We start from the raw sequence: 26,499 nt of genomic DNA, 5'->3' as shown, positions 1-26,499 counted from the left end.
GTCGGTTGTTACTTTTTTGTGCAACAACCGACAATATGCTTTGCGACTTAGGCGATAAGATGCCCGCCGCCCCCGTAATTCCAGCTGTACAAATCGTCCAGCGGCACGCTGAACCGCCCCCACGGTGTGGTAGGGGCCGACGCATCATCACTAGCGATGCCGATGAAGGCGATGATTGACCCTTGAACGATGTAGGTTTCAACCCCCTTGCCCGTTACGAAGGCGATCGCGCTCAGGATCCGGGACTTGGTCGCGAAGTTGTTCAGCCTGTGCGCCTGGCGTAAGCCTTTGCCATAGATCCCCATGCGCGCATAGCGTGGATCGGCGAGGTCTTTGACAGGCGCCTCTCCCAGGTAGTTGACCAGTTTTCGACCGGCATCCTTCAAAGCGTCCCACGCTCCGAGACGGGCAGGTTGCCTCGTTCTGGCGGCGGCAGCGGCCATGGCCCAGCGGTTCTCTGTCGCGGACATGGGACGCAGCACGGTAATGCGATTCATCCTTGACCAGCGGCGCGAAAGCTTCTTGCCGATCTGCCGCATGGTCCGCATGGCACCTTTGAACAGGGCCGGTATCTTCTTGACCAGGCCCAGCGCACTTTCGTAAAGCGATGCCACCGCGAACGCCAGCGATGCATAGCCTAGCTGCTTGGACAGTTCGGGGTTGGACTCCTCCGTCAGTACCGAGGCCACCTCGAAGCCGAAAGAGAGTACCGCGCAGGTCGTCATCGCGATAAACAACACCGAGGCGGCGCCCCCCGTCATCACCGACGCAGCGATACCCACTACCGTCAGTACGGCCGACAGTGCCAAGCCGCGCCAACGCCCGCCGACCGGCATGGGTTGGGTTTCACGCAGAATCTGCGCATAGTTGGCCAGCTCTTTTTCCTGCCCCCAACGGCTGAGCATGATCGCGCCACTGGGGTCATGCTGGTTGACCGGGTCGGGGCAGTGGGCATAGTCGTTGATGCCGCCCTCACCGAACGGGCTCAGCCAGTCAGGCTGGGCATGACGGCGAAGGGCCGGGTCGTAGCAGCGGTAACCGTTGCCTGCATGATACTGGCCGGTCACCGGGTCGCGGCGCATGCCATTGTAGCCACTGACCAGGCCCTCCAATGCCGCACCTTCGCCAAACGGCAGCAGGGGGGCCATTTGCAGCTCGTCGTCGTAGACTTGGCCGACGATACCCAGTTGCGGGTCGTCGATCAGCCAGCGCACTTGGCCGTCGTCGTACTGCGCCAGGCCGGGAGAAATGCTGGTATGACCGGTGGGCTCGCCAGCCTCGTCGAAACTCGACTGGCCGATCAGTTCTGCGCCGTGGTATCGCAACTCGACGGTGGCCTGGTCTTGTTCGTCGTACTGCGCCGCCAGACGTTGCATGCCGTCGTATTCGTAGCGGGTGAGCAAAGCGCCGTCGCTGTCCCTGACGCTGCTGAGCTGGCCGGCCGCATTGTAGGCCAGCGCCCTTTGCGCGCTGTCCGTTTGCAGTAGGCCATTGCTGTTCCAGGTCAGGGCGGTTGTCTGCTTGCCGGTTTTCACCGAGCTCAGGCGAGTGGGGTCAGAGGTGGCTGCGTAGGTGAAAGTTTGCGTCACCGCATCGCCCTTGAACGAGGTGCTTGTGCAGCCGGTCAAGTTGTCCAGGCTATCCCAGCTGAATGTCTGAGCCTTGATCGGTGTACCGTTGCCATCCTGGGGGCAGTGTTCGGCTTGCGTCGCCTCGCAGGCATAACTTGCGAGGCGGTCGAGCAGGTCATAGGTGAAGCGTTCGGTGCGCAACAGCTCGCCATCCCGGTAACTGGCTTTACTGGCCATGCGCCCGTCCCCGCGCCAGGTCATGTGCTGGCTGAAACAGCTGGCACCGTTACGCAGGAAGGTGCGCACGGTCTCGCGGTTGAAGCCGTCATATTCACTGCGCACCTGCCATTGCCCGGCGCCGGCCAGCGCGTGCACCTGGCGCGCCTGCAGCCGGTCAAGCTCGTCGTAGCGGTACAGAACGTCTTCGTGTTCCTGGCAGCTGCGCAACAACCGCCCCTCGTTATCTAGAAATTCCCGCCGTGTGTGGCCGTCGGCACGCAGCACAGCGATGCTTTGCCCGCGCAGGCTCTGCCATTCGGCGGTTTGGACCGTACCCCGGGGCGATTTTTCTCTGATTATCCGTCGGCCGGGCACCTGCACGTTATTGATTGTGTGTCGCCAGCTGGTACCGGGTTCAGCGCCTGCGGCACTGAGCACGGTCGATCCTTTGTCGCTCGCCTCGCTGTACAGAGCGCTGCCATCGGCCTCGAAGCGTGCGCCATTGGCGCTCTGCTGCGTCTGCAGCCGGGTTTTATCGGGCAGCGTAATGGTCTGGTCGACAAACCCATACTCGCGGCTGCCTACCTTGCGTGCCGTGAGCTTGCCAGCATCGCTGAGCGTTTGCGTCGCGATCTCCTTGCCGTCCACAGTCAAGGTACAGATGTGATTGGTGAGACCGTGGTAAGCGCGCTCAATGGTGGTGGCATCGGGGCGGGTCACCTTGGTTATCCGGCCGAGGCGGTCGCGTTCCAGCGTGTAGGCCTGCGTTTGCTCGCCCTGGGTGCGGACGTGGCGGGTTACGCGGCCGTCAGCGTCGTAGTGCTGGTCGAGTTGCAGGTGCGGCGTGCCGGCGTCATCCGCCCATTGCATCGAGCGTTGCAAGCTGCCGTCGGCTTTTGCCGTGCTGGTGGTGATGCGCTTTGACAGACGCTGGGTGCCCAATCCTTGTTGTTCGGTTAGCTGTACGGTTGAGTCTGCAGTCGTCGAGAGGTGCTCGACTTGCGTGTTATCTCGATATTTTTGTTTCGCTTCTACTAATGCTTGCTTGAGCTCATGCTCCTCGATCAGGGCATTAACGGTAACCGAATATCTAACACTGTGCAGTTCAATATAATCAGGTTCTGCGGTGAGCAGCTCAAGTGTATCGAAAATATCGGAGGTCCCTACCAAGCCTGATGCTATTGTCCTGAAGGAAATCCATTGGTTATCTTGGTCAAGCCCTTCCATCCCTGTAAGTCCGGCAAAGACCTGAATTTGTTTAACTAGTTGATCGTGGTCACTTATATGGACACCGGCTGACTTTTTGAGGCGGGCGGCTTCTTCGCTAAGGCTTGTTAGGATGGCACATATTTCAAAGTATACGTGGCCGATAGTGTTTACCTTGACGAACCTTCCATCCCACTTGTAGTCAAGTTTTTTGAGTGGGTTTTCAGTGTCAATCTTTGCAAGCGCATCCAGTATGTCACTGATCAACTTATCAGCTCGCGTTACGGAACGTTGGGGCTGTACGGCCACGAGCGTATCCGCCTCGGCAGTAAGCTCTGCCACCGTGTTTGATTCCTGCGCCATCCAGGCCTGCCGACCGGCTGATCCACTCAAAGACGTGCCCTTGCGCACGGCTTGCCCGCCCGGCAGGTAATCCCACGCCCAACTGCCCAGCACGGAGGCTTCGTCCAGATCGGTGAAGCAGTGTTCTTCCAAGGGCACATAACCCTCGGTATCGGCTCTGCGCCAGGAGGTGCGCCACGCCCTCTGCAGGCCGTCAATGTGCGAGCGGCTCTGGCTGCCATCCTTATGGGTGCGTACTACCGTTTTACCGGTGTCGTCGTATACCGACTCAATAATTTCGTCGGCTTTTTGCTTGGTCGTCTTGCTGGTATGACCGGATGCCAGCAGGTAACGGGTTTCTTTGGTTATCCGACCTGAGGCATCGCGCTCCCAGTGCGTCTCGACACCCTTTTCTACCTTTTGCAGGGCGCGCCTGCTGTGGCGCGAGCGGACTTCCTTGCTGACCTGGGAAGTGCCGGCGGCTGTCGTTGCGCTGACAATCACCTGAATACCGGGCTGGGTGGGGTTGTCGATGAATGTCTGCACATTGGTCAGCTCAACGGTCTCGCCGTCAAGATGGGTCGTTTGCGTGTTGGTGATCGACCACTCCTTGACCTTGCTTTGCTCGCTGGGGGTTTTCTTGCTGGCAGTGATCGAGAGGGTGGTGCTGATCTGGTGCCACACGGCGTCCGTATCAGCCAGCTGCCACCTGGATTGCGGGTCGAGCGTGTCGTTGGCCAGCGTGCCGCGTATGCCGTCCACCAGCACCACTTCGGCCAGCTCCAGGTAATCACGGTCGGCGCGGGTAACTTTGCGATAACCGTACAGTTTCAGGCCCTGCGGGTTGCCATAGTCGTCGCACTGGTATTCCGCCATCAGCGGGGCGTTGGCATAGGCCGGCACGAACGGGCATTCCAGGGTTGGCACCTCGTACAGCCCCTGCACCTCGCCCAGCACGATCTGGTTTTGCGTCTGCTCACCGTAGTAGCAGTAATGAACCGAATGGGAGCCTTTGACATGCAGGCGCAGGGGGTTGCCTTGTGCGTCTGACAGGAGCGTGGTGGCGTCCACGGTTTTGCCAAGGGTTTCGCGCTGCGCCTTGGGCGCCAGGCTGAGCATGTGCTCGATTGCCAGGTGCAGTTGCTTGCGGCTCTTTGTCGAGTACCGCCAGAGCAACTGCAATACGGCCTTCTTACGCTCGACCGGTGTGGCGCTGGAGGTAATTTCGACCTGCTTCCCTTTCACCCTGATGACCATCTGCTTGATGATCTCGACCAGTTCATCGCCCCAGCCTGTGTAGCGGAAGGAGGTTGTGGCCAGCCCCTGGGGCAGGGAAAATTCCAGCCAATGCGCCTGAGCAGTGCCCGAGCCCCGCAGCAGCGGGATTCGACTGCCCTCCGGGTCCAATCCGAACGCCTGCAGGTCATGCACCACGTTGGCATGAGGGCCGCTTTCCACGGCGGCGATGAACAGCTGGTCATCCGGGTGCTGGAAGCTGCCGGTATAGGTGTAGCGGTCGATATGGTTCTGCTGCCCACCACCGGGCAGCAACGCATGCAACGCCACCCGCGGCAAGGCAGGCGAGCTTTTCAGCTTCGCGTCCCCCTTGACGTACTGGACGCATTCGACAGAGCCGTCCAGCTCCTGCAGCCGGCACAGCACCCTGTCCAGCGTCGGGTCGTCGTCGTAGCCGCAATCCACCTGTTGCACAATGCGCTCGCCTTGCTTGCGCTTGAGTGTGCGCAGCAAGTAGTGCTGCAGCGTGAGCTCGACCGTGAACGCTTCGGGGCTGCCCGGCCACAGCTGCATCTTCACCTGGCCACTGGCCTTGACCTCAGGGTTGACATACTCGGCGCTGAATAGCGTGGTTTCGCTGCTGCTGATGCTCATCAGCAGGAACTGGCCCTTCTGGCGCTTCCACTGCAGGTCCAGCGCTTCGCCATACTGCGAGACGATGCGTGAAGGCAGCAGTTGCACGAACGGCCGCTCATACAGCGCGATACGCCTGTCCAGCTCTTTGGTGTTGCCGTGATTTTTCCAAGCCTTGACGGCTTCGCTGTAATCGATGGCCGCGCCAATGTAATACCCAGCAGGGCTAAGGCACAGCAGCAGCCATTGCTGCCAGTTATCCGGCAAGGCCGGAAAGTCCGGCTCGCTCTTGTCCTTGATCGCCTTCAAGGCCTGGAGCACCTTCTTGCGAAATTCGTCGTTAGGTTCGAGCTCATCGCTGCCTGGCGCGCCCGGCTTACTCAGAATCTCCTGACGGCCAGTGGGGAACTCGACAGTGAACTCGCTGTAATCATTGGTGCAGCTCACCCGACAGCCCTTGGTCTTGATGGCCTGGCCTGCGCCTAGTTGGGTCCACTGTTCAGCACTGAATGCCACTGGCGTACCGTCGGCCAGTGTGAGCAGGCGGTTGTCGCTTTCCTGGGTGGAACTGGTGATGATGCGGGAGAAGCGCCAGGCCCAACCATCGCCAAGGCCTGCTTCGTTGGCTCGCAGTGCCGAGTAGTGCAACGTCAGGTCGCAAACCGGGCCAAGCCCCAGCAAGCCTTGCAGGGTCGCGATCGGATAATGGGCATGGAACAGGCCGCTGCGTTCGTCCACCCCCGTGCGGTCCTGGTTGCTGGTATCGAAGACCTCAGAATGGTTGGTATTGCCGTAGTCCTCGCACAGGAAGCTGATTGCCTCATAGGCCTGCATGGCGGCAGGCGGAGTGAATTTGACGGCTTGCACACCGTGCCAGAAATGGTCGTGGTGGAACGCGCCGATATGGCCCACGGTCAGCTCGGTACTGTCGCGAGCAGTTTCCGGGTAGGTCAGATAAAGGTCGTAGACGCCATTGTTGATCGGCCCTGCCCAGGCCACTTTGCTGTCGGTCACGTCTACCGGCCACTGCAGGTGCTCACTGGCGCGTGGCGTGCAGGCTGCCACCCGGTAGCCTTTATCGTAAGCGGCCTTGTCCAGGCGGAATTCCAGCTCCCCGTTCAACGCCTGCACATCGACCTGCACGGTGCCGGCGCCCTCTGTCACGGTGAAGCTGGCTTGCTCAACGGGGAGGCGGCCGGGCAACTGGTCGGTCTCGAGCAGGTGATTGACGTAGTCACCGTCGCTCCAGGTTTCGCCATCGCCGACATTTTCCAGCAGCACCTGAAACTCGCTGAAGCGAGGAACGGACAGCGGCTCGTCGCTTGCACCGACCTGCACTTCGGGCCAGCGCTGCGCCTTGAGGAAATCGGCCAGGGCTTGCAACCAGGTATCCCGGTCACTGACCGTATCGACATCCTGAGGCTTGAATAGCGCGCAGTGCAGCAACTGGTGGCTGAATGGATGGCGTACCGTGGCCAGCACCGCATGTTCGGTATCGGCCTGCCAGGCTGATAGCAGCGTAGGGCCTGTCAGGCGGTTGGCATCGCTGGGTAGCGTGGTGAAGATACGCAGCGCATCACCCCGTTGCCACAGGTGAAGGTTGCCCGGGTCGTCTGCCTGATTGGCGTCCGGGTTGCCCGTGGCCACGCGCAAATAGCTGGAAACCGGGGATACATTAAGGTCGGCTGCCCATGCCTTATGCCATTTGTCCGCGGCCCTTTCGCTATTATTCTTGGGCGACCATTGGTACTCAGCCAGCAGTCGACCAGAGAAGGCATCGTACACCCAGGCTTGCAGGGTTTGCCCTGCCGCCAGCGCCTGTGTGCCATCCACCGATTGGCTTTGCCACCACCGCGCCTCGGTGAGTGTCACGCACAGTTCGGCGCATTGTGGCACCCAGAACGCATTGCCGCTTTCGGCGGGCGTCACAGCGCAGCCGTCGAGGACGCCCGCGCGCAGCAGGCGGCTGTCGCGATTGACTTGTTGGCAAAGGGCTCGGGGCCAGTTCACGCCATCTTGCTCGGCCGACGGCGTGAAGAAATGGTGTTCATAAAGTGCCTGGGTAGTGAGGTCGCGAACCTGCAGGCACAGCGTCTGGCCGACGGTCAGGCTGACCGACTCGTCGCAGGCCAGTGCCTGCACGAGGTTGGCGGCAAACGGCGCATTGCTGAACGTGCGATAGCGTACCGGGCTCCACAGCCGCAGGGGCTCGGTGGCGGTGGAAAAGGTATTGTCGTCGCTCCAGTTACCGGCGGTGATCGGTTCGCTGGCAGCCGCCAGATGATCGGCGAAAGCTGTTGGCCACTGCGTGGCTGAAAGCTTGCCTTTTTCAGCGGTGTAATCAATTTTGCGGATATCGCCAACCAATCTGTCGATGAGGAAGGCGCTCAACACCTCACCCTTGGCCAGGTCGCGGCCTGCCTTGATGGTGCTGGTGGTAGTCCAGCCGCCGTCGATGCTGCCAACCCTTTTGAGCAGGAAGTCGCTCATATCAGGCAGGTAGCCGTCGGCCTGGGTTGTCAAGGTATAGGGGATGATGGACTGGATTGCTCGGGTTTCGGGAGTGCCGGGGTCGGAAAGCGAGGCAATGCCCGATAAACTGTAGATTGCTGCAATATTGGACTGCGGTATTTCTACCGTTTCCAGCGGCGCGAATTTCGCAATCACTGCGTGTTCAGCGCTCTGCGATTCATAGGTTTTTTTCTGGTCGGGACTGCAAGTGACTGTAAATGTTGGTGACCAGGAATCGCTCACGCTGACGTAGCCATAACTGCCGGAGTAACCTTCGTGCTTGCTGAGCGGAGATTTTGTCCACACCAGATAGGGTCCCGACGCTGGAGTGATACTTTTCCAGTCCCATTTATTCATGCTAACTGCCCCAGCTTCGAGCAGTTCTTCAAGATTAGCGCGCTCCTGTATGATCGGCTCAGCGCCAACCAGATCCGTCAAGGCGTAGAGCGCCCTTACATTACTCAGGGGGATGCTTATTTCGCCGGTAGGCAAAGAGAAATATTTGAGCACGTCATACGTGTCGGTAAGTCCTTTGTGAAAAGATTTCAGTGTTTCATCAAACGATACTGTGACCGCCTGCAAGGCACCAGGCGTTGCGTCAGGTTTTTTCAAGAAACCCAGCACCCCGTAGTCTTTTAGGTAATCTGGAAGTGTTGGGCGGGTCGCGCCACCCCAGCCTTCACGGCCATAAGGTCGTGTTCCGCTGGTCTGGCCGCCACGGTCAGTGAAAGGATCAAAAGCGCGGGGTAAAGCGTTTTTAAGTTCGATCAGTACGAACGTATTGAGTGTCGCAAGGTCTTTCGCGTCTGCAGCCGACTTTGCCTGGCCGCCAGCCCCCACCAGTTCGGTACGAAGAAGATCATAAATCTTATCGTAATGGCCGTATTGAGTTGGGTTGGTGCTATAAAGACTAATCGACTCAGCCGGAGTACCCTCGATGGTCAATGCTGAGTGCCCAGTAGCGATGTTGACGTATTCCTTTCTTATTGCATGGCGCCCCTCCTCACCCGTATAGTCTACTGCAATTCCCTTATCGTCAGCATCTATAAACCATACCTTATCAACCGCATCGGGAAGCTTCAACTTGTCGCCACGTTTAAGCTTCAGCTTATCAATAATCTGTTTGTTGTAACCCGTTATGGTTATTTCGGAAAAGCGACTCATCATTGACTCCCAGGATGCGGCGAGGCGCTAGGTGCCTAGGCCTTTAATTATTCGGGTACTCATCACTGTCTGTATCGCACCGTTATTTTGGGCGAAAAAAAGAAGCTGTCACCTGGCAAAAATACTAGGTCCTGTATGAAAAGAGATGTCGCAAACACCGCATGGAACAAGTCGGCAAGCAGCTACCTACAGCGCTTACACGGGCGACCACGTTGCTTGAGGAAATGCTGACCTCGTCAAGCTGGCCGTAGCTGATGTCACTGGCTTGACCGCCAGAGAAAGGAGGCGCAACGGTGACCCGTTGACGCCTTGCCATCACACATTCTGTTTCCTTTGAAACTTTACCGACGCGTGCCAAGTCCAGACACCTATCAATCACAGAACGGGAGCAGGCAATGACCGGCACGGTAGGCGACTTTCTGGTGGAGCGTTTGTATCAATGGGGGGTGCGGCGCATCTTCGGTTACCCCGGCGACGGCATCAACGGCGTGTTCGGCGCGCTGAGCCGGGCCAACGGCAAGATCGAATTCATCCAGGCCCGCCACGAGGAAATGGCCGCCTTCATGGCCAGCGCCCATGCCAAGTTCACCGGCGAACTTGGCGTTTGCATCGCCACCTCCGGCCCGGGCGCTTCGCACCTGCTTACTGGCCTGTACGATGCGCGCATGGACCACCAGCCGGTGCTGGCCATTGTCGGCCAACAGGCCCGTGCGGCACTGGGCGGGCACTACCAGCAGGAACTCGACCTGGTGTCCATGTTCAAGGACGTCGCCGGTGCGTTCGTGCAACAAGCCTCGACGCCGGAACAGGTGCGCCACCTGCTCGACCGTGCAGTGCGTACAGCCGTCGGCGAACGCCGCGTCACTGCCGTGATCCTGCCCAACGACCTGCAGGACCTGCCCTACCACGAACCCCCCAGGGCTCACGGTACCGTGCATTCCGGCATCGGCTACAGCAAGCCCAGGGTGGTGCCGTTCGACGAAGACCTGCAGCGCGCCGCCGATGTGCTCAATGCCGGGCGCAAGGTGGCGATACTGGTAGGGGCCGGCGCCCTGCAGGCGACTGATCAGGTTATTGCGGTCGCCGAAACGCTGGGCGCTGGCGTGGCCAAGGCGCTGTTGGGCAAGGCTGTTCTACCAGACGATCTGCCGTGGGTTACCGGGTCGATCGGGCTGCTGGGCACCGAACCCAGCTATCAGCTGATGACCGAATGCGACACGTTGCTGATGATCGGCTCCGGTTTCCCCTATTCCGAGTTTCTGCCCAAGGAAGGCCAGGCGCGCGGCGTGCAGATCGACCTGCAGCCCGACATGCTCAGCCTGCGCTACCCGATGGAAGTCAACCTGGTCGGCGATGCCAGTGAAACCTTGCGCGCACTGTTGCCACTGCTTGAGGACAAGACCGAACGGCGCTGGCGCGACAAGGTCGAGACCTGGCGTGCACAGTGGGACAAGACCGTGGCCAAACGTGCGCTGGTCAAGGCCGACCCGATCAACCCGCAACGTGTGGTCCATGAACTGTCCCCTCGCCTGCCCGACCACGCCATCATCACCAGCGATTCTGGCTCCTGTGCCAACTGGTTTGCCCGCGACCTGCAGATCCGCCAGGGCATGCAGTGCTCGCTGTCCGGTGGCCTGGCCTGCATGGGCGCCGCCGTGCCCTATGCGATCGCGGCAAAGTTCGCCCACTCGCAACGCGCGGTGGTTGCCCTGGTGGGTGATGGGGCAATGCAGATGAACAACCTGGCTGAATTGATCACCGTGGCCAAGTATTGGCGGCAGTGGGACAACCCACAGTGGATCTGTGCGGTGTTCAACAATGAAGACCTCAACCAGGTCACGTGGGAGCAACGGGTAATGGAGGGCGACCCCAAGTTCGAGGCTTCGCAGTCCATTCCTGACGTGCCCTACCATTTGTTCGCCATTTCCATTGGCCTGCAAGGTATCTACGTAGAGCGCGAAGAGGACGTCGCCGAGGCGTGGGAACGCGCCCTGGCCGCTGATCGGCCGGTACTGATCGAGTTCAAGACCGACCCGAACGTGCCGCCTTTACCACCTCATATCAAGCTGGAGCAGGCGAAGAAGTTTGCCAGCACGTTGCTCAAGGGCGACCCGGACCAGGCCGGGGTCATCGTGCAGACGGCCAAGCAAGTGCTCAGCTCAGTGCTGCCCGGCAAAAAATGACGCCAGAGAAGTGCCCGCGCCGCTGCGCGGGCCAGGCGTTTTTCACACTGTCTATGATCGACCGCGCCGTGTACCCAGCGCTATCCAGGCGGGTGCATGATCGCTGGCCTTGACCTCGTTGCGCACCCAAGCATCAACCCCCGCCTGCTTCAGGTAAGGCGCCAGCTCGGGGTTTAGCAACAGATGGTCGATGCGTAACCCGGCATTGCGCTGCCAGTGATTGCGGAAATAGTCCCAGAAGGTGTAGACCCGCTCGTCCGGGTACAGATGGCGTATGGCATCGACCCAGCCCTGATCCAGCAGTTGCTGGTAACACGCGCGCGACTCAGGCTGTAGCAAAGCGTCCTTCAGCCAGGAGCGCGGGTTGTAGATATCCATGTCGGTGGGCACGACGTTGAAATCACCGGCCAGCAGCGTGGGGTGGCCACTTTCATACAGGCTATGCGCATGCTTGATCAGGCATTCGAACCAGCGCAGCTTGTAATCGAACTTGGGCCCTGGCTGCGGGTTGCCGTTCGGCAAGTACAGGCACGCCACCAGCACGCCATGTACCGCCGCTTCCAGATAGCGGCTCTGGCTGTCATCCTCCATGCCTGGCAAGCCGCGGCGAACCTCCAGCGGATCGCTGCCCCGTGCCAGGATGGCCACGCCGTTCCATGACGGTTGCCCTTGGTAAAGGCAGCCATAGCCTGCCGCCTCCAGCTGCGCGCGAGGGAACTGCTGATCGGCTGCCTTGAGCTCCTGCAGGCAGGCGATGTCGGGCTGCTCGCGCTCCAGCCAGGCCAGCAGCGCTGGCAAGCGGCTGCGGATGCCATTGATATTGAAGGTGGCAATCTTCAGCGCTTTCATGCGTCGGGGTCGCTTACATGGGCCTGCACGGCGTCTTCCAGCGCGCGGATATGCGCCTCATCAGCCAGCGCCTTTAGCGCCAACCAGTCATCCCAGTCGATGGCGCCATCGTCGCGCAGGGCCTCGGCGGTGCGAACCAGTTCATGGTGGTAGGCATCCGGTGACTCGCGCCGGTAACTGATGTCATCGTACTGGGCGTACCAGGCTTCAAGTTCGGGAATGCTGCGTTCGATGCTCATGAAGGCGTCCTCGCTGTACCCTTTGCTTGTGAGAGCCCTGGCGTGGCGGGACGTTCAATTGCTGTAGCCCGCGCCGGGGTTGGCTGCCGGATCAGCATCCAGCTTCCGGGAGGCAGCCCAGGTACTGCGTAGGCCTGAAGCCTACGCGATACCTGTGGGAGCGGGCATGCCCGCGAAGGATCCATCGCGGTGAATGGCACCGGCTTCGCCGGTGTTCGCGGCTAAAGCCGCTCCCTCAGGGCCTGTGTGAGCCTGAAGCCTGCGCTCCCATGGTGCTCGCCTGCAAACCAGTTGCTATCACAAAGGGAAGCATGGAGGGCCGGCGCCCCGCCCGGCAATGGCATCAACGCAGGTAGTCCTGAACCCACTTCACCCAACAATCGGCGCCAATCTTCACCAATGCATCATTGAAATCGTAGTGCGGGTTATGCACCGAGCACCCATGGAACTCGCCTGTACCATTCCCCAGCATGAAGTAACACCCAGGCCGTGCCTGCAACATGTAGGCAAAGTCTTCGGTGCCCATGACCTTCTTCGGCATCTTGTCCAGCAGCGCGCCGTCGGCGAACAACGGCCTCAGGCTTTCACGCAGCAACGCGCTTTCGTGATCACTGTTGCACAACGCGGGGGCCAGCTGGGTGTATTGAACGTCGATCTCCACGCCAAAGCTTTCGGCATGCCCCCTCGCCAGGGCGTCAATGCGGCTGTTGATCTTCTGCTGGGTCTCGGCCGTGTCGGTGCGCACGCTCAGCAGCATGCTGGCTTCGTCAGGAATGATGTTGTAGACGGTACCGGCCTGGATCATGCCGATGCTGATAACCGCATATTCCTCGACGCTCAGGTTGCGCGACTTGATGGTCTGGATGCCGCTTATCAGGCTGTTCAACGCCATCACCGGGTCCACCGACAGTTCCGGCATCGCCCCGTGCCCGCCTTTGCCGGTGATACGAATGCTGACGCGCTGGGAAGACGCCATGGTTGGCCCGGCCTGCACCACGCAGGTACCCACCGGCATGCCGGGCATGTTGTGCAGCGCATACACCGAGTCACACGGGAAGCGCTCGAACAGGCCGTCGTCGATCATCGCCCTGGCCCCGGCCAGGCCCTCTTCGTCCGGCTGAAAGATCACGTTCAAGGTGCCGTTGAAGCTGCGCGTGGCCGCCAGTTGCGCAGCGGCTGCCAACAGGATCGCGGTATGCCCGTCATGGCCACAGGCATGCATGCGACCGGGGATCTTGCTGGCATGCTCAAAGGGGTTTTTCTCACTCATGGGCAATGCGTCCATGTCTGCACGCAGCCCGATGCTGCGCGGGCTGTCCCCTGCTTGCAACACCCCGACCACGCCATGCCCACCTACGTTGCAATGCACTTCATAACCCCAGGCCTGCAACTTGTCGGCCACCAGCGCCGCCGTGTCAGGCGTGTCTCCGCCAAGCTCCGGTGCGGCATGAATCTGCCGGCGGATCACAACGAACTCTTCCAGCCCTGCTGCCGGGGGCTGAGGTTGATTGCTGTCAAACGTAGTCATGTTCAAAGTGCCCATATCACTCGCATCCTTTGTTTTCGGGGAAGTATTTGAGGCAGGCAAGGCTGACAACACCACCGGCCAGCAGGAAGTACGCCGGCGCCAACGGGGTGCCGAGCGCCGCAATCAGCCAGGTCGCCACCAGCGGCGAAAACCCGCCGAAAATCGTTACCCCCAGGCTGTAGCTGACCGAGGTGCCGAACGAGCGCCGCGCTTTCGGGAAGCCCTCCATCATCAGCGCAAAGAACGCGCCGGCACCGATGCAGGTAGGCAGTATCAGCACCGCCACGCACATCATGGCCAGGCCCATGTGCTGCACCTGCCCAAGCAGGTAGAACACCGGCAGGGTCAGCACCACCGGCATGGCAACCGTCCACCCCAGCAGGCGCTTGCGCAGCTGGTACTTGTCAGCAAACTTGCCCGCCAACGGGCAGATGACCGCCATGCAGCCGCTGCTGATACAGGCAATTGCCATCGCGCTGCCTGGCGGGTAATGCAAGGCCGTGGTCAGGTAGGTGGGCATGTAGAACACGAACAGGTACATGCCTATGGTCGAACTGGCCATCAGGCCGATGCCTTGGGCGATACGTTTGAGCAGTTCAGCGTCCAGCGCCTGTTCGGCCTTGTGCGCCGGGGCGGCCGCATGGGTTTCTGGCAAGCGCGTGCGAATGTACCAACCGACCGGGCCAATCAGCAGGCCGAAAATGAACGGTATCCGCCATCCCCAGCTCTCCAGGGCGGCAGGCTCGAGCAACTGGCTAAGGGCAAAGCCAAAGCCGGCACCCAGCAATGCAGCGTATCCCTGGCTAGCGGCCTGCCAACTGACGTTCTGGCAACGTTTGCCAACCGCACTGGACTCCATCAGGAACACCGACGCGGTACCCACCTCCCCGCCTGCCGACATGCCCTGGATGAGCCGGCCAGCCACCAGCAGCACCGTTGCAAAAATGCCGATCTGCGAATAGGTGGGCGCAAACGCGATCAGCGCAGTACCCAGGGTCATCAGCCCGATGGTCAGGCTCAATGCCGCCTTGCGCCCGCGCCGGTCGGCATAGCGACCGATGACCATCGCCCCGACCGGGCGCATCAGGAAACCGACGCCGAAGGTGGCCAACGACATCAATAACGACGCCATCGCCGACTCGGAGGGGAAGAAATGCTTGCCGATCAGCACAGCGAAGAAGCTGTAGATCGTGAAATCGTACATTTCCAGCGCATTGCCCAGCGAGCAGGCAACCAAGGTTTTACGTGAGGACGATGCCTGCGCGGCTGAATGCGCGCCCGTCTGCATGAGAGGCGGTGCGGGTAGCGGTGTAGTCATTGTTATCTCCGATGGCAATTCGCGGCGTGCAGCGAATATCGGCCAATCGGGCACCCAACACACTTGCAGTTTCGGCATGTGGCTAACCAATGGTTAATTGACCGGCCCGGGGGTTGACCAATTTGCCCTAAGGTGGCGCACAGATTGCCTTGTCTCTGCGCGCTGCCCCGATAGTGCTCACGCAACCGGGTCAGAAGCGCGGCCTGGCAACGTGCTCGAAGCGTCTCTACCCCAGACGTTTTCGCCATCCGTAACGCCCGCGGGGCCTGGATTAACCAAACGGCATGACGTAGCCGAATAAGCAATCACGCTGCAACCTGCTGTTCACCGACGCTACAGCCACCACATCACTGTGCTGGCCTGGAGTCGTGAATGAACACTCGCACTGCGTCGTTGCTGTTGATGATCCAAGGGGCATGCCTGGCCGTGCAGGCACAGGCCGAGGGCTTTCCGACGCTCAGCCGGATTGCGCCAGGTTTTGGGTATTACGGGGTCGATTACGGTTTCGATGACACGCTCAAGGTCTACGGCACCGTGGATGCATTCGCCAGCTATCACGACTCGCAGCACCACTCGGGTTTTCGCCTGGCCGGCGGCGGCGCATGGACCAACAAGCTCGGGCTGTATGCCCGCAAGGGGCTGAACCCCGACACCGTGCTGGAGCTGGACGTGGAGGAAGGCTTCAACGTCAATGGCAAAGCCCTGGAGGGGACCTGGGACACCATTGGCACCCTGCGCCTGGCAACGGTCGCCCTGCGCTCGCGAACCCTGGGCAAGCTTGAGTTCGGCAAGACCTACAGCATGGGCACGCCAACCTACGCCGACCCGTTTCTGGCCACCTACGGCTCGCCCTACACCTACCTGGCCCTGCCTGCTGCCGGCAAGGGCGCGTATTACCTGGACCTGCGCCCCAAGCACACCCTGGCCTACACCAGCCCCAACCTGAACGGCTTCAGCATCGGCACCGCGCTAAGCTTCGGCTTCGACGATGCCGCCAGCCAAGGGCGCACCGTGCGTGGTGGCGGTGCCAAGCTGCAATACCGCAATAACCGGGTGATGCTGCTGGCCTCCTACAACCTGTACTACAGCGACCGCTGGGACGATGCTGGCAGCTCACGCCAGACCGCCAACTACTACAAGAGCCTGTCGGCGTTCTACGATTTCGGCCCGCTGGCCACCAGCCTGACCTGGCAGCGCCAGGACGTAGACCAGCCCGGCACGCCCAGTACCACGCTGTACACCTTCGGCGTGATGGCGCCCGTCGGCGAGCTGGATGTGCTGCGCCTGGCCGTGATGCAACGCCAGGTCACGGCCCACGACAAGGACGCAGCAGGGGTGATGATCGGCTATGACCATTTCATCAACCCACGCTGGGCCGTCTACGGACGGCTCGGCCTGATTGCCAACCAGCGTGCGTCGTCAGTCACCTACGCCGGCACCCCGGTGGACCAGGTTGGCGACAACCCTGGCAATGTCTCGCTAGGCATGTACTACCACTTCTGAGGCCACGGGGCGTGTTTGCCTGAGTACCTGCCCGCGCAAGCTGTGGAACAGCTCCTGGGCAGGCGCCGTTAGGCTGTGGCGGTCGATACAGACCAGGTTGATGGGGTAGTCCGGAATAAGCTCCTGCACCGCCATGGCCACGTACTCGCCATGCACGCCCAGAGTGAAGCCCTGGTCCACCGCCAGCTCACTGATGGTCATCAACGATTCGGTGTTTTTCAGCAGCTTGAGCGCCATCATCACCGAGGTGCATTCAACGGTGTTCTGCGGTACCTGGAGGCCGTTGACCTCGAATAGCTGGTGAAACTGCGAAGCCTGGTCCGACAGCTCATCCAGGCTGATCCAGTGGCCGTACTGCAAGGTGCGCAGTGACTTGGCAAACTTTTGCGCGTTCGACGCGTGGCAGATCACCCTGCCCTTGATACTGCCCAGCGCCTCCCAGTCCAGGCTCAGCCGGCTCAGCGGTTGCTGCGAGGTAATGGCAAAGTCCAGGCTGCCGTCGCGCAGGCGTTGCAGGATCTGGCTGGGGCGCAAGTCGGTGATGGTGATCTTCACCCGCGGGTACTTGCGGCGGAACGCCAGGATGCTCTCATCGACACCATCGAGCATCGCCGTCAGCGATGTGACCCCGATCGATACCGCGCCCAGCGCGGCATCCTGAATGCTCGCGGCTTCGATCTGCAGGCGACGGATGCTTTCCACCACGAGGTTGGCGTGGCGGATGACACGCTTGCCTTCCTCGGTAAGGGCCATGCCTTTGTGTGACCGCTGCAACAGGCTGAAGCCGACTTCCCGTTCCAGGTCCTTGATCGAACGGCTCAGCGCAGGCTGGGTAATGTGCATGAGCTTGGAAGCTTCAAGAATGCTGCCTGCGTTATGGATGGCGACCAGCGCCTTGAGTTGGTGAAGTTTCAACCGGGTATACCTTGTTGTTATCGGGTCGGTTTGAACTATGCTTCGGCGACCCTGACAGTCCTTGGCTGAAAGGCCTTGCGGTTAAAGCTGACGCAACGCAGCCAGCACGCTCGCCGCATCACTGACCTCGAACTTGCCAGGCGCTTCGACAGCAACGTGTTTGACTACCAGGTTGTCGACCACCATGGCATAACGCAGCGAACGGCGCCCCAAGCCACGCGCCGACAGGTCCTGAATCAATCCCAGTGCGTCACTGAATTCGCCGTTGCCATCGCCGATCATCCTCACCGCTTCGCCCACCTGCAGGCTGCTGCCCCAGGCATTCATGACAAAGGCATCGTTCACGGAAACGCAGAGAATTTCGTCAACGCCCGCAGCGAACAACGCTTGTGCCTCAGCGACATAACCCGGGACGTGGCGCTCGGAGCAGGTAGGTGTGAACGCGCCAGGCAAACCGAAAATCACCACTTTTTTCTGCTTGCAGCGCTCGCGAATGGAAAAGGCATTCGGGCCGAGCGCGCAGGCGCTTTCGTCGTTGTTGTAGGCGTAAAGCGTAACGTCGGGCAGTTGATCGCCAGTCTTGATCATCGTTATCTCCTGGATGCATTGATGGCCGGGCACGCCATGATGCCGCAGTCCACCAAGCCAGGTACACCATGCCCACCGCAGCGCCGGTTCAACGCGCCAGTATCGCCTGGGTATGGTCGATGGAAGGAACAGGCACCAGAGCTCGCCGGGCCGCCAGCCATTCCCGCATGCGCGCCGTGTCGAAAATCTGCCCCTCTTCCATCATCACCAGAATGAGTGCTTGTGACATTCGGTAACATCCACACTGGGAACAATGCCGCTCTTCCCATCCCTGGGTGCACTCAACGGATTGCGCCTGTCCCGCGCAAATCAGACAACTCATGTAAGCCCCCTTTTGTTTTTGTCCATGGAGGTGAGCGCAAGGTTACGAAAATCGTATGCCAAGCGCTGTACATGAGATTTCCATGCCAACTTTTAATTCCCTCCCTTTTCAGAGCGAAATTGGGTGCCATGAGCCGCAGGCTCAGCCGGCTTGTGTCAACTGCACCTGCAGAAACGCCATCAATGCCCCCGCCGCAGGTGACAGGCTGCGCCCCTTGCGGGTGAGCATGCCGATATGCCGCTCGACCTTGGGCTCCACAAGCGGTACGAACGCCAGCTTGTCGTTCTCCTGCGGAAAGGCGAGATACGGCAAGGTGCTGATCCCCACCCCCTCCTCCAGCATGGCGATCAACGAAATCATGTTGGAGATGAACAGCCGGCTGTGTGTCAGCAAACCCTCGGCCTCAGTGCCTGCCAGCAGTTGCGAGGTGCCATTGCGGATCATAGGCACGCCCTGCAACTGCGCCCAGTGCAGAGGATCACCCGCCTGCGCCAATGGGTGGTCGCTACGGCACACCACGCCCACCTGATCGTTCACGATCGAGGCAAATTCAAGCTGCTCGTCGTCCATCCACAAGCTGCTGATGCCGAAGTCCACCTGCCCTTGGGCCAGCAACTGCTGCACACGTTCGGCGGTGCCATCCTGGATGCTGACTTGCACGTTCGGGTGTGCGGCCACAAAGCGGGCCAGCGGCCCTGGCAGCATGCGGCTGGCCACCGAAGGTACCGTGGCGATGCTGACCTGGCCGATTTCATGCCGGGCAAGCAGCGTGGCTTCACGGGCGATACGGTCATGGTGCTCGATCAAACCGCGAAACAACGGCAGGCAATGCTCGCCGAAGGGCGTCAGCTCTGCCCGCCCCCCGCCCTTCTCGACCAATGCCTGGCCCAGCTTCTGCTCCAGTTCGCGCACGGCCAGGGATATCGCCGGCTGGGTGCGAAAGGCCTGGCGGGCGGCGGCGTGGAAGCTCTTCAGTTCGGCGACCAGTACGAAGTAGCGCAACTGGGCGATCTTCAGCTCGGGCAACATGGTTAGCATTCCTTATCAAAGCATTTTTTTTATTAATTTTTATTTGCTGCATATTGCTCGCATCATGAATGCCATGCAAACAGAGGCGCTCATCCATGTCACACAAGACCTACAACAACTACATTGATGGCCAGTGGTGCGAAGGCCACACCACCTTGGGCAACTACAGCCCTTCGGACACTGGCGACTTGATCGGCCAGTACCATCAGGCCAGCGCCGAGCAGGCGCGCAAGGCCATCCAGGCCGCCCGCGCTGCACAACCCCTGTGGGCCGCCAGCGGCCTGGAAACCCGCCAGCAGGTGCTGATGGCCATCGGCGATGAGCTGATTGCGCGCAAGGAAGAACTCGGCGAGCTGCTCTCCCGAGAAGAAGGCAAACCCCTGGCCGAAGGCATCGGCGAGGTCAACCGCAGTGGGCAGTTCTTCCATTACTACGCCGCCGAAGTGCTGCGCCAGATGGGCGAGACAGCCGCCTCGGTGCGCCCAGGGGTCGACATCGAAGTGCATCGCGAACCCGTGGGTGTGGTGGGCATCATTACCCCATGGAACTTCCCCATGGCCACCGCCGCCTGGAAAATCGCCCCGGCCCTGGCCTTCGGCAACGCCGTGGTGTTCAAGCCGGCCAACCTGGTGCCGGCCAGTGCCTGGGCACTCACCGAGATCATCAGCCGCCAGGGCCTGCCAAGCGGCACCTTCAACCTGGTAATGGGCAGCGGCGCCGAGGTCGGCGAAGCGCTGGTGCAGTCCGCCGACATCGATGCCCTGACGTTCACCGGTTCGCTGCAGACTGGCCGGCGCGTGGCGGTCGCCACCGCAGGTAACCTGGTGCGCTGCCAGCTGGAAATGGGCAGCAAGAATGCCCTGGTGGTCATGGACGACGCCGACCTGGACCTCGCCGTGGAATGCGCGCTCAACGGCGCCTTCTTCGGCACCGGGCAGAAGTGCACCGCGTCGTCGCGGCTGATCGTCTGCGACGCCATCCACGACCGTTTCGTCGAGGCTTTGCGCCTGCGCATGCGCCAGCTCAAGGTCGGCCATGCCCTTCAGGCCGGCGTGCAGATCGGCCCGGTGGCGGACGCGCGCCAGCTGGAACAGAACCTGGCCTACCTGGAGCTGGCCCAGGCCGAAGGCGCCACCCTGATTGAAGGTGGCGAACGCCTGCAACTGGAGAGCGACGGCTACTACATGCGCCCGGCGCTGTTCATCGACAGCCGCAATGACATGCGCATCAACCGCGAGGAAGTGTTCGGGCCCATCGCCTGCGTGATCCGCGTACGTGACTTCGAAGAGGCACTGGCCACGCTCAACGACACCGAATACGGCCTCACTGCCGGCATCATCACCCAGTCGCTGCGCCACGCCAGCCACTTCAAGCGCCGCGCCCAGACCGGCTGCGTGATGGTCAACCTGCCCACCGCCGGCACCGATTACCACGTGCCGTTCGGCGGCCGCAAAGCCTCCAGTTTCGGCCCACGGGAACAGGGACAGTACGCCCGTGACTTCTACACCGTGGTCAAGACCACCTACCTGCGTCCCTGAAGGAGTACACGCCATGCACGACCTCTTGATGATCGACGGCCTGCAGTACTCCAACTGGAGCCCGGAAATATTCCAGCAGATGCAGGCCGGTGGCCTGAGCGCGGTGCACGCCACCATCGCCTACCACGAGAACGCCCGTGAAACCCTGTCGCGCCTGGGCGAATGGAACCGCCGCTTCGAGACCTGGCCCGAGCTGATCCGCCCGGTGCGCACGGCCAGCGACATCCGCCTGGCGCACGAGGAAGGCCGGGTGGGGGTATTTTTCGGCTTCCAGAACTGCTCGCCGATCGAGGACGACATCGCGCTGGTGGAAGTCTTCCGCCAGCTCGGGGTGTTCGTCATGCAGCTGACCTACAACAACCAGAGCCTGCTGGCCAGCGGCTGCTATGAGCGCGAAGACAACGGCATCAGCCGCTTCGGCCGCCAGGTGATCGCCGAAATGAACCGCGTCGGCATGCTCATCGACATGTCCCACAGCGCCGAGCGCAGCACGCTGGAGGCCATCGAGCTGTCGAGCCGACCGGTGATCATCTCCCACGCCAACCCGGCCAGCTTCCACGCGGCCAAGCGCAACAAGTCCGACGCGGTGCTGCGCGGCATCGCTGAATCCGGCGGGCTGCTGGGCTTCAGCACCTACCCGTTCCACCTCAAGGGTGCCTCGGAGTGCAGCCTGGAAAGCTTCTGCGACATGGTCGCGCGCACCGCCGACCTGATGGGCGTGGAGCATATCGGCATCGGCACCGACCTGTGCCAGGCGCAACCGCTGGCCGTGCTGGAATGGATGCGCAACGGCCGCTGGAGCAAGGACAAGGACTACGGCGAAGGCTCCAAGGAGAACGCCAACTGGCCGGCGCCCTTGCAGTGGTTCCGCGACAGCCGCGACTTCGGCAACATCGCCCAGGGCCTGCGCGCCCGTGGCTTTGCCGAAGAGGACGTGGCCAACATCATGGGGCTGAACTGGTTGCGCCTGCTGGAGACCGCCACCACGGCACAGGCCTGAGCCCCTTGCACGGACAGCATCAACAATAACAACAATCGCAGGTTCCGGAGGCTTCATGAAAAACCCAACCACCGTGCAGGCTGAAGGCCAGGCCATGGGCCTGCCAATGGCCCGCGACATCGACTGGCCGCTGTTCCTGATCAGCGGCGGGTTCCTCGGCGCCTTCCTGCTGGCGGCACTGATCGACATCGACAGCGTGTCGGCGCTGGTCAACACGCTTTTCGCCTGGTCGACCAAAGCCTTTGGCCTCTATTGGCAAGTGCTGATGCTGGCAACCTTCGCCGTCAGCCTGTTCATCGGCTTTTCCAGATGCGGGCGCGTACGCCTGGGCGGCGTCACCCAGCGCCCGGACATCAGCACCTTCAACTGGATCGCCGTCATCATGTGCGCCCTGCTGGCGGGTGGCGGCGCCTTCTGGGCCGCCGCTGAGCCCTTGATGCACTTTGCCAGCCCGCCGCCCTTGTTCGCCGGCCTGCAACCGCACAGCGAAGCTGCGGCCACCGCGGCGCTGGCGCAATCGTTCGTGCACTGGGGCTTTCTGGCCTGGGCCGTGCTGGGCAGCCTGCTGGCGATCGTGCTGATGCACCTGCACTACGACAAGGGCCTGCCTCTGGCGCCGCGCACGCTGCTTTACCCGCTGTTCGGCGAGCGGGCGCTCAAAGGCCCGATCGGCACCCTGGCCGACGCCACCTCGATCATCGCCGTGGTGGCCGGCACCATCGGCCCGATCGGCTTCCTCGGCCTGCAAATCAGCAGCGCCATGCATGCGGTGTGGGGCTTGCCCAACGATATCGTCACCCAGTCGCTGACCATTGTCCTGGTCACGGCCATGTACACCGTCTCGTGCCTGGTGGGCCTCAAAGGCATCCGTTTTGTCAGCGAGATCAACGTCTGGCTGATGATCGGCCTGGCACTGTTCATGGTGGTATTCGGGCCGACGCTGTTCATCCTCGGCAGTTTCCCGGCGGCCTTTGCCGAGCATGTGGAACACTTCCTGCCGATGGCGATGTTCCGCGCCGACCCCAAGTGGCTGGACTGGTGGACGGTGTTCTACTGGGGCTGGTTCATCGGCTATGCGCCGATGGTGGCACTGTACGTCGCGCGGATCTCGCGCGGCCGCACCATTCGCGAGATCATCATGACGCTGTCGATCATCGCGCCGCTGGTGACCATGTTCTGGTTCACCGTGGTCGGCGGCACCGGTATCGGCCTGGAGCTGCAAACGCCAGGCATCGTCACCGCCCATGGCGCCCAGCCCGAAGACCTGCTGCTGGGGGTGACGCAGAACCTGCCACTGGGGGGCCTGATCAGCGCGCTGTTCCTGTTCCTGAGCTTCATCTCGGTGGCCACCAATGGCGACGCCATGGCTTTCACCGTGGCGCTGGCGATGTCCAGTAACGATAAACCCAAGAAATGGTTGTGCGGTTTCTGGGCCATCGGCATGGGCCTGGCAGCGGTGGTGCTGATCACCATTGGCGCAGGCGGCGTGACAGCCCTGCAGTCCTTCATTGTCATTACCGCGGTGCCGGTGTCGCTGGTGATTCTGCCAGCGTTGTGGGATGCAGTGCGCATCGCCCGGCACATGGCCCGCGAACAAGGCGTCTGAACATGATCCATCCAGGTACAACAACAATGCCCGACACCGTGCCTGCAATACCCGCGTTGCGCCCTGCAAGCCAGGTCATGGACCTGGCCCGGCTGGGCAGCCACTTCCAGAGCCCGCTGAGCTTCGTGCGCAGCAGCATGCGCCGGATGATGCAGCAGCACTGGCACATCCAGCGCAGCTGCTTCGACCTTGACAGCCATGGCTTCGGCACCGCGATCTACCGCATCGACACGCCGAATGGCCATTACCAATGCGTGATCTTCTCGGCCTACCTGCCGCCGGAAAAGCGCAGCGACCGGGTCATCGCCGACCAGTGGGACGTCACCTTCGTGCTGGTGAAGGGTGATGTCGATGCCGAGCAACTGGCCGACCTGCAGCGTAACGTGCCGCTGCAGGAGGCTGGCCGCTTCGATGCCCGCGTGCTGGTACTGTCACGGGCCAACCGTAGCTTGCGCAATTTCGACCGGTTCCTGGCGGCGCTGGCGGAGGGGCAACAGCCCGACCCAAGCCAGTTGGCCGAGGTCGGCTACCTGTATCGCACCACGGCGGTGTACGGCAACGGCAAGTTCGGCATCGCCGACTTTGGCTGCCTGCAGGACAACCCGGACTTCAGCCAGCCGTTCAGCGCGCAGATGTTCACGGTCTACCTGCTGCGCCATTTCAGCATCGAGCAGATCAACCACATGGCCCAGGCACTCGACCCGCAGCGGGCAGTGCAACTGGCGCCGGCCCTGCAGCGCTACCTGGGGGTCGGCAACGCGACCGGGTTGGGCATGGCCCCGTTCCTGATCAACCACCCGCAACTGGTGGAACGCTGGATCAGCACCCGGGAAACCGCCCTGGCCCTGGTGTTGGCGCAGCCGGCCGACCCGGACCGGTTGGTGCGCCTGCAGGCACTGCTGGCACGCGCCCGCCTGCATGTGGAACAGTCCCGGACCGAAGACCAGCGCCAGCATGAGCAGAACCTGCAAACCTTGGCCGAGCTTGCTTTACTGACCACCTGGCTGGGCGCACAAGCCACCGACGCGGGCCTTTGGTCGCGCCTGCTGGCCTGGGCTGAGGCACAGGCGGGGGTGGGCTGCCAGGAACTGCTGGCAAGCCTGCTGCTGGAGCTGTACCCCGAGCAGGTCACGCCACTGGCCGAGCACATGGGCGTCAACGAAAGCTGGCAGCTGGACGCGCAGATGCCCCTTGGGCAACTGCGCCAGCTCATCGAGCAGCAGTACGGCTGGGCGCTGGAGTACGACTTCAGTGCCGTGGATGCCGAGCACTTCTTCTGGTACCGCTCGGCCGAGAAAGAGGAGCCGCGCCTGGGCATGCGCGCCGAGGAACCGGGGGCCGAAAAAGAAATGCAGCTGGGCATTGCCCGTAATATCCAGCAGTGCCACGCCGCACTGCTGAAGCACCTGCAGCTGGAGCCTCAGGCGCTGACCGCGCACTTCCTGATCGCCCAACCGGCGTTCAAGGGCACGGTGCGCCGCCTGCAAGGCATGGCTCAGACGACCTACGGCGAAATCCGCGCCAACCTGCTGGCCCGGGACATGCTGCCGATTCACCTGCTGCGCTGCAAACTGGCGTTTTTCGGCGCGGGCAAGTTCGACCCCAAGTCGAGCCGCTGGGTGCGTATCACGCTGTTCCAGGGCGCACCGCTGGTGAGCGACATCGGCCAGCCATTCGCAGACGACTGGAATTTTGCGGTCATGCCGCAAGGGGAACTTTGACCATGCGCGTATCGCTTAACGAAATACAGGTGATGTGCCGCAAGGCATTCGAAGGCATGGGCTTCGCCCCCGGCGACTGCGAGGACGCCGCCGAGCTGGTGGGCTGGCTGCAATTGCAAGGGCTCGACGGCGTGGGTGCGCTGGAAAAGGCCCTGCTCTACCTGCAAGCCGAAGCTGCCAGGCCGTACACCCTGAGCCACGAGGATAACGCCCTGCTGGTGATCGACGCCAAGGGCCAGAGCGTGTTGCGCTGCGCCGCCACAGTAGTGGAACTGGCGGTAGCCAAAGCCATGCGCAGTGGTCAGGCCGAGCTGCGCATCCACCAATGCCACAACCGCTTGCTACTGCTGGGTTACCTGAGCCGGGCAGCTGTGCAGGGGCTGCACGTGCAAGCCCGCTGGGAGGACGCCCGCCAGTGCCACCTGGCCGACTTTACCGCCGGGATCCAGCGCCCGGCACTGCTCAGTGAAGCCCGGCCCGGCGCCATTGACGCGGCCGAGCAAAGCGTCACGGTGCTGTTCAGCCGGCCTGGCCAGACCGCAACGGCGCCAGCCAACCCGCAGAGCACCTTGCAGCAGGGTTTTACAATCAACGACCACACCTGGCAACGGCTCAAACAGCTGGCCGAACACATCCTCGTCGAAAGCACCGATGCCTCGCGTCGCCACGGCGCAGGCGGCGGCAGCGATGCTGACTGAAGCCGCTCAACACTCAGGAAACCAACCCATGAAACATGCAATCAAGACCGAGCTGTTCGCCTCCCGGGCCCCTCTGGAATGGGCGGTGGTCGGCAACGGTACGCTGTACACCGCCCAGATCCCCATCGATGCACAGGGGCAAGTGGTTGCCGGCGGCATCGAGGCGCAAGCCCGGCAGACACTGGACAATCTGCGCCACACCCTGGAGGCCGCCGGCAGTTCGCTGGATGCCGTGACCCAGGTGCTGATCTATGTGACCGACCGCCAATACCTGGCCACCGTCAACAGCCTGTATGCCGACTACTTCCAGGCCCCCTACCCTAACCGCGCGGCAATCGTAGTGGCGGGGTTGGCACGCGAAGAAATGCTGGTGGAGCTGGTGGTATACGCCTGCCTCTGAGGGCGTCAAGGCGCTCGCTTGGAGGTATTCAGCGTCTGTACGATCGAGCGCCGCGTGGGCGGCGCTCGAAATACGCACCACATCAGCCCCAGGACATGCACCCGCAAGACTCCACTTTCCCAAAACGCCCTTTTTTGATGCATCGGCCACTGTGGCCAGTCGGCGCAGACCCGCTCTACG

Annotated in this window: 17 protein-coding genes; 8 read left to right on the top strand and 9 right to left on the bottom strand. The window is 61.7% G+C overall.

Annotated features, from left to right (window positions below; genetic code table 11):
• Window positions 1-47: 47 nt before the first annotated feature.
• Window positions 48-8,882 carry an RHS repeat-associated core domain-containing protein gene (locus JOY50_RS03085; RefSeq protein WP_243054752.1) on the bottom strand — a complete coding sequence of 2,945 codons (8,835 nt, stop codon included), beginning with the start codon at window positions 8,880-8,882 and terminating at the stop codon, window positions 48-50.
• Window positions 8,883-9,277: 395 nt separating this feature from the next.
• Here JOY50_RS03085 and JOY50_RS03080 point away from each other — a divergent pair, with 395 nt between their 5' ends.
• The gene (locus JOY50_RS03080; protein ID WP_243054751.1) at window positions 9,278-11,065 is read left to right on the top strand and encodes a thiamine pyrophosphate-requiring protein; all 1,788 of its coding nucleotides are present in this window, start codon (window positions 9,278-9,280) and stop codon (window positions 11,063-11,065) included.
• A gap of 51 nt (window positions 11,066-11,116) precedes the next feature.
• Here JOY50_RS03080 and xth read toward each other — a convergent pair whose 3' ends face one another.
• The 4 genes from xth to JOY50_RS03060 form a co-directional block, all read right to left on the bottom strand.
• A complete protein-coding gene (xth, locus tag JOY50_RS03075; protein ID WP_132840159.1) occupies window positions 11,117-11,914 on the bottom strand; it encodes an exodeoxyribonuclease III in 798 nt (265 codons plus the stop codon).
• On the bottom strand, window positions 11,911-12,153 hold the full coding sequence (locus JOY50_RS03070) for a hypothetical protein (protein ID WP_016486338.1): 243 nt from the start codon (window positions 12,151-12,153) through the stop codon (window positions 11,911-11,913). The genes xth and JOY50_RS03070 overlap by 4 nt, the downstream gene beginning before the upstream one ends.
• Window positions 12,154-12,496: 343 nt before the next feature.
• Window positions 12,497-13,681, bottom strand: a complete 1,185-nt coding sequence (locus JOY50_RS03065) for a M20 aminoacylase family protein (RefSeq protein WP_243054750.1) — start codon at window positions 13,679-13,681, stop codon at window positions 12,497-12,499.
• 16 nt (window positions 13,682-13,697) lie between these two features.
• Window positions 13,698-14,999 carry an MFS transporter gene (locus tag JOY50_RS03060; RefSeq protein WP_243054749.1) on the bottom strand — a complete coding sequence of 434 codons (1,302 nt, stop codon included), beginning with the start codon at window positions 14,997-14,999 and terminating at the stop codon, window positions 13,698-13,700.
• 372 nt (window positions 15,000-15,371) lie between these two features.
• Here JOY50_RS03060 and JOY50_RS03055 point away from each other — a divergent pair, with 372 nt between their 5' ends.
• Window positions 15,372-16,502 (top strand): porin, encoded by a 1,131-nt coding sequence (locus JOY50_RS03055; RefSeq protein ID WP_243054748.1) that lies wholly within the window; start codon window positions 15,372-15,374, stop codon window positions 16,500-16,502.
• Here JOY50_RS03055 and JOY50_RS03050 read toward each other — a convergent pair.
• The 4 genes from JOY50_RS03050 to JOY50_RS03035 form a co-directional block, all read right to left on the bottom strand.
• Window positions 16,479-17,417, bottom strand: a complete 939-nt coding sequence (locus JOY50_RS03050) for a LysR family transcriptional regulator (protein WP_132840153.1) — start codon at window positions 17,415-17,417, stop codon at window positions 16,479-16,481. The genes JOY50_RS03055 and JOY50_RS03050 overlap by 24 nt on opposite strands.
• 81 nt (window positions 17,418-17,498) lie before the next feature.
• Window positions 17,499-18,005 carry a peroxiredoxin gene (locus JOY50_RS03045; protein ID WP_132840151.1) on the bottom strand — a complete coding sequence of 169 codons (507 nt, stop codon included), beginning with the start codon at window positions 18,003-18,005 and terminating at the stop codon, window positions 17,499-17,501.
• Between the two features lie 88 nt (window positions 18,006-18,093).
• Complete coding sequence (locus tag JOY50_RS03040; protein WP_165931595.1) at window positions 18,094-18,234, bottom strand: hypothetical protein; 141 nt, start codon at window positions 18,232-18,234, stop codon at window positions 18,094-18,096.
• A 234-nt stretch (window positions 18,235-18,468) separates the two neighbouring features.
• Window positions 18,469-19,356, bottom strand: coding sequence for a LysR family transcriptional regulator (locus JOY50_RS03035; RefSeq protein WP_132840149.1), 888 nt, complete (start codon window positions 19,354-19,356; stop codon window positions 18,469-18,471).
• A gap of 95 nt (window positions 19,357-19,451) precedes the next feature.
• Here JOY50_RS03035 and JOY50_RS03030 point away from each other — a divergent pair, with 95 nt between their 5' ends.
• From JOY50_RS03030 to JOY50_RS03005, 6 genes are read left to right on the top strand one after another with little or no spacing between them, the layout of a single operon-like run.
• Window positions 19,452-20,894, top strand: a complete 1,443-nt coding sequence (locus tag JOY50_RS03030; RefSeq protein WP_243054747.1) for an aldehyde dehydrogenase family protein — start codon at window positions 19,452-19,454, stop codon at window positions 20,892-20,894.
• A 13-nt stretch (window positions 20,895-20,907) separates the two neighbouring features.
• Window positions 20,908-21,894, top strand: coding sequence for a dipeptidase (locus JOY50_RS03025; protein WP_132840145.1), 987 nt, complete (start codon window positions 20,908-20,910; stop codon window positions 21,892-21,894).
• A 55-nt stretch (window positions 21,895-21,949) separates the two neighbouring features.
• A complete protein-coding gene (locus tag JOY50_RS03020; protein ID WP_132840143.1) occupies window positions 21,950-23,500 on the top strand; it encodes a BCCT family transporter in 1,551 nt (516 codons plus the stop codon).
• 26 nt (window positions 23,501-23,526) lie between these two features.
• The gene (locus JOY50_RS03015; RefSeq protein ID WP_243054746.1) at window positions 23,527-25,221 is read left to right on the top strand and encodes a hypothetical protein; all 1,695 of its coding nucleotides are present in this window, start codon (window positions 23,527-23,529) and stop codon (window positions 25,219-25,221) included.
• A 2-nt stretch (window positions 25,222-25,223) separates the two neighbouring features.
• A complete protein-coding gene (locus JOY50_RS03010; protein ID WP_243054745.1) occupies window positions 25,224-25,919 on the top strand; it encodes a DUF3726 domain-containing protein in 696 nt (231 codons plus the stop codon).
• A 28-nt stretch (window positions 25,920-25,947) separates the two neighbouring features.
• Window positions 25,948-26,319 (top strand): RidA family protein, encoded by a 372-nt coding sequence (locus JOY50_RS03005; protein WP_028613671.1) that lies wholly within the window; start codon window positions 25,948-25,950, stop codon window positions 26,317-26,319.
• The last annotated feature ends 180 nt before the right edge of the window (window positions 26,320-26,499 follow it).

The sequence above is a fragment of the Pseudomonas sp. BP01 genome (assembly GCF_022760795.1).
Taxonomy (GTDB): domain Bacteria; phylum Pseudomonadota; class Gammaproteobacteria; order Pseudomonadales; family Pseudomonadaceae; genus Aquipseudomonas; species Aquipseudomonas putida_Q.
This window is presented reverse-complemented; position numbering and strand designations above follow the sequence as displayed.

What these genes read in the sequence shown, in the direction of transcription:
- xth (WP_132840159.1), bottom strand. Translation starts at nt 11,914, where the DNA reads ATGAAAGCGCTGAAGATTGCCACCTTCAATATCAATGGCATCCGCAGC.
- JOY50_RS03060 (WP_243054749.1), bottom strand. Translation starts at nt 14,999, where the DNA reads ATGACTACACCGCTACCCGCACCGCCTCTCATGCAGACGGGCGCGCAT.
- JOY50_RS03035 (WP_132840149.1), bottom strand. Translation starts at nt 19,356, where the DNA reads ATGTTGCCCGAGCTGAAGATCGCCCAGTTGCGCTACTTCGTACTGGTC.
- JOY50_RS03020 (WP_132840143.1), top strand. Translation starts at nt 21,950, where the DNA reads ATGAAAAACCCAACCACCGTGCAGGCTGAAGGCCAGGCCATGGGCCTG.
- JOY50_RS03070 (WP_016486338.1), bottom strand. Translation starts at nt 12,153, where the DNA reads ATGAGCATCGAACGCAGCATTCCCGAACTTGAAGCCTGGTACGCCCAG.
- JOY50_RS03015 (WP_243054746.1), top strand. Translation starts at nt 23,527, where the DNA reads ATGCCCGACACCGTGCCTGCAATACCCGCGTTGCGCCCTGCAAGCCAG.
- JOY50_RS03010 (WP_243054745.1), top strand. Translation starts at nt 25,224, where the DNA reads ATGCGCGTATCGCTTAACGAAATACAGGTGATGTGCCGCAAGGCATTC.
- JOY50_RS03040 (WP_165931595.1), bottom strand. Translation starts at nt 18,234, where the DNA reads ATGTCACAAGCACTCATTCTGGTGATGATGGAAGAGGGGCAGATTTTC.
- JOY50_RS03005 (WP_028613671.1), top strand. Translation starts at nt 25,948, where the DNA reads ATGAAACATGCAATCAAGACCGAGCTGTTCGCCTCCCGGGCCCCTCTG.
- JOY50_RS03025 (WP_132840145.1), top strand. Translation starts at nt 20,908, where the DNA reads ATGCACGACCTCTTGATGATCGACGGCCTGCAGTACTCCAACTGGAGC.
- JOY50_RS03080 (WP_243054751.1), top strand. Translation starts at nt 9,278, where the DNA reads ATGACCGGCACGGTAGGCGACTTTCTGGTGGAGCGTTTGTATCAATGG.
- JOY50_RS03030 (WP_243054747.1), top strand. Translation starts at nt 19,452, where the DNA reads ATGTCACACAAGACCTACAACAACTACATTGATGGCCAGTGGTGCGAA.
- JOY50_RS03055 (WP_243054748.1), top strand. Translation starts at nt 15,372, where the DNA reads ATGAACACTCGCACTGCGTCGTTGCTGTTGATGATCCAAGGGGCATGC.
- JOY50_RS03045 (WP_132840151.1), bottom strand. Translation starts at nt 18,005, where the DNA reads ATGATCAAGACTGGCGATCAACTGCCCGACGTTACGCTTTACGCCTAC.
- JOY50_RS03065 (WP_243054750.1), bottom strand. Translation starts at nt 13,681, where the DNA reads ATGACTACGTTTGACAGCAATCAACCTCAGCCCCCGGCAGCAGGGCTG.
- JOY50_RS03085 (WP_243054752.1), bottom strand. Translation starts at nt 8,882, where the DNA reads ATGAGTCGCTTTTCCGAAATAACCATAACGGGTTACAACAAACAGATT.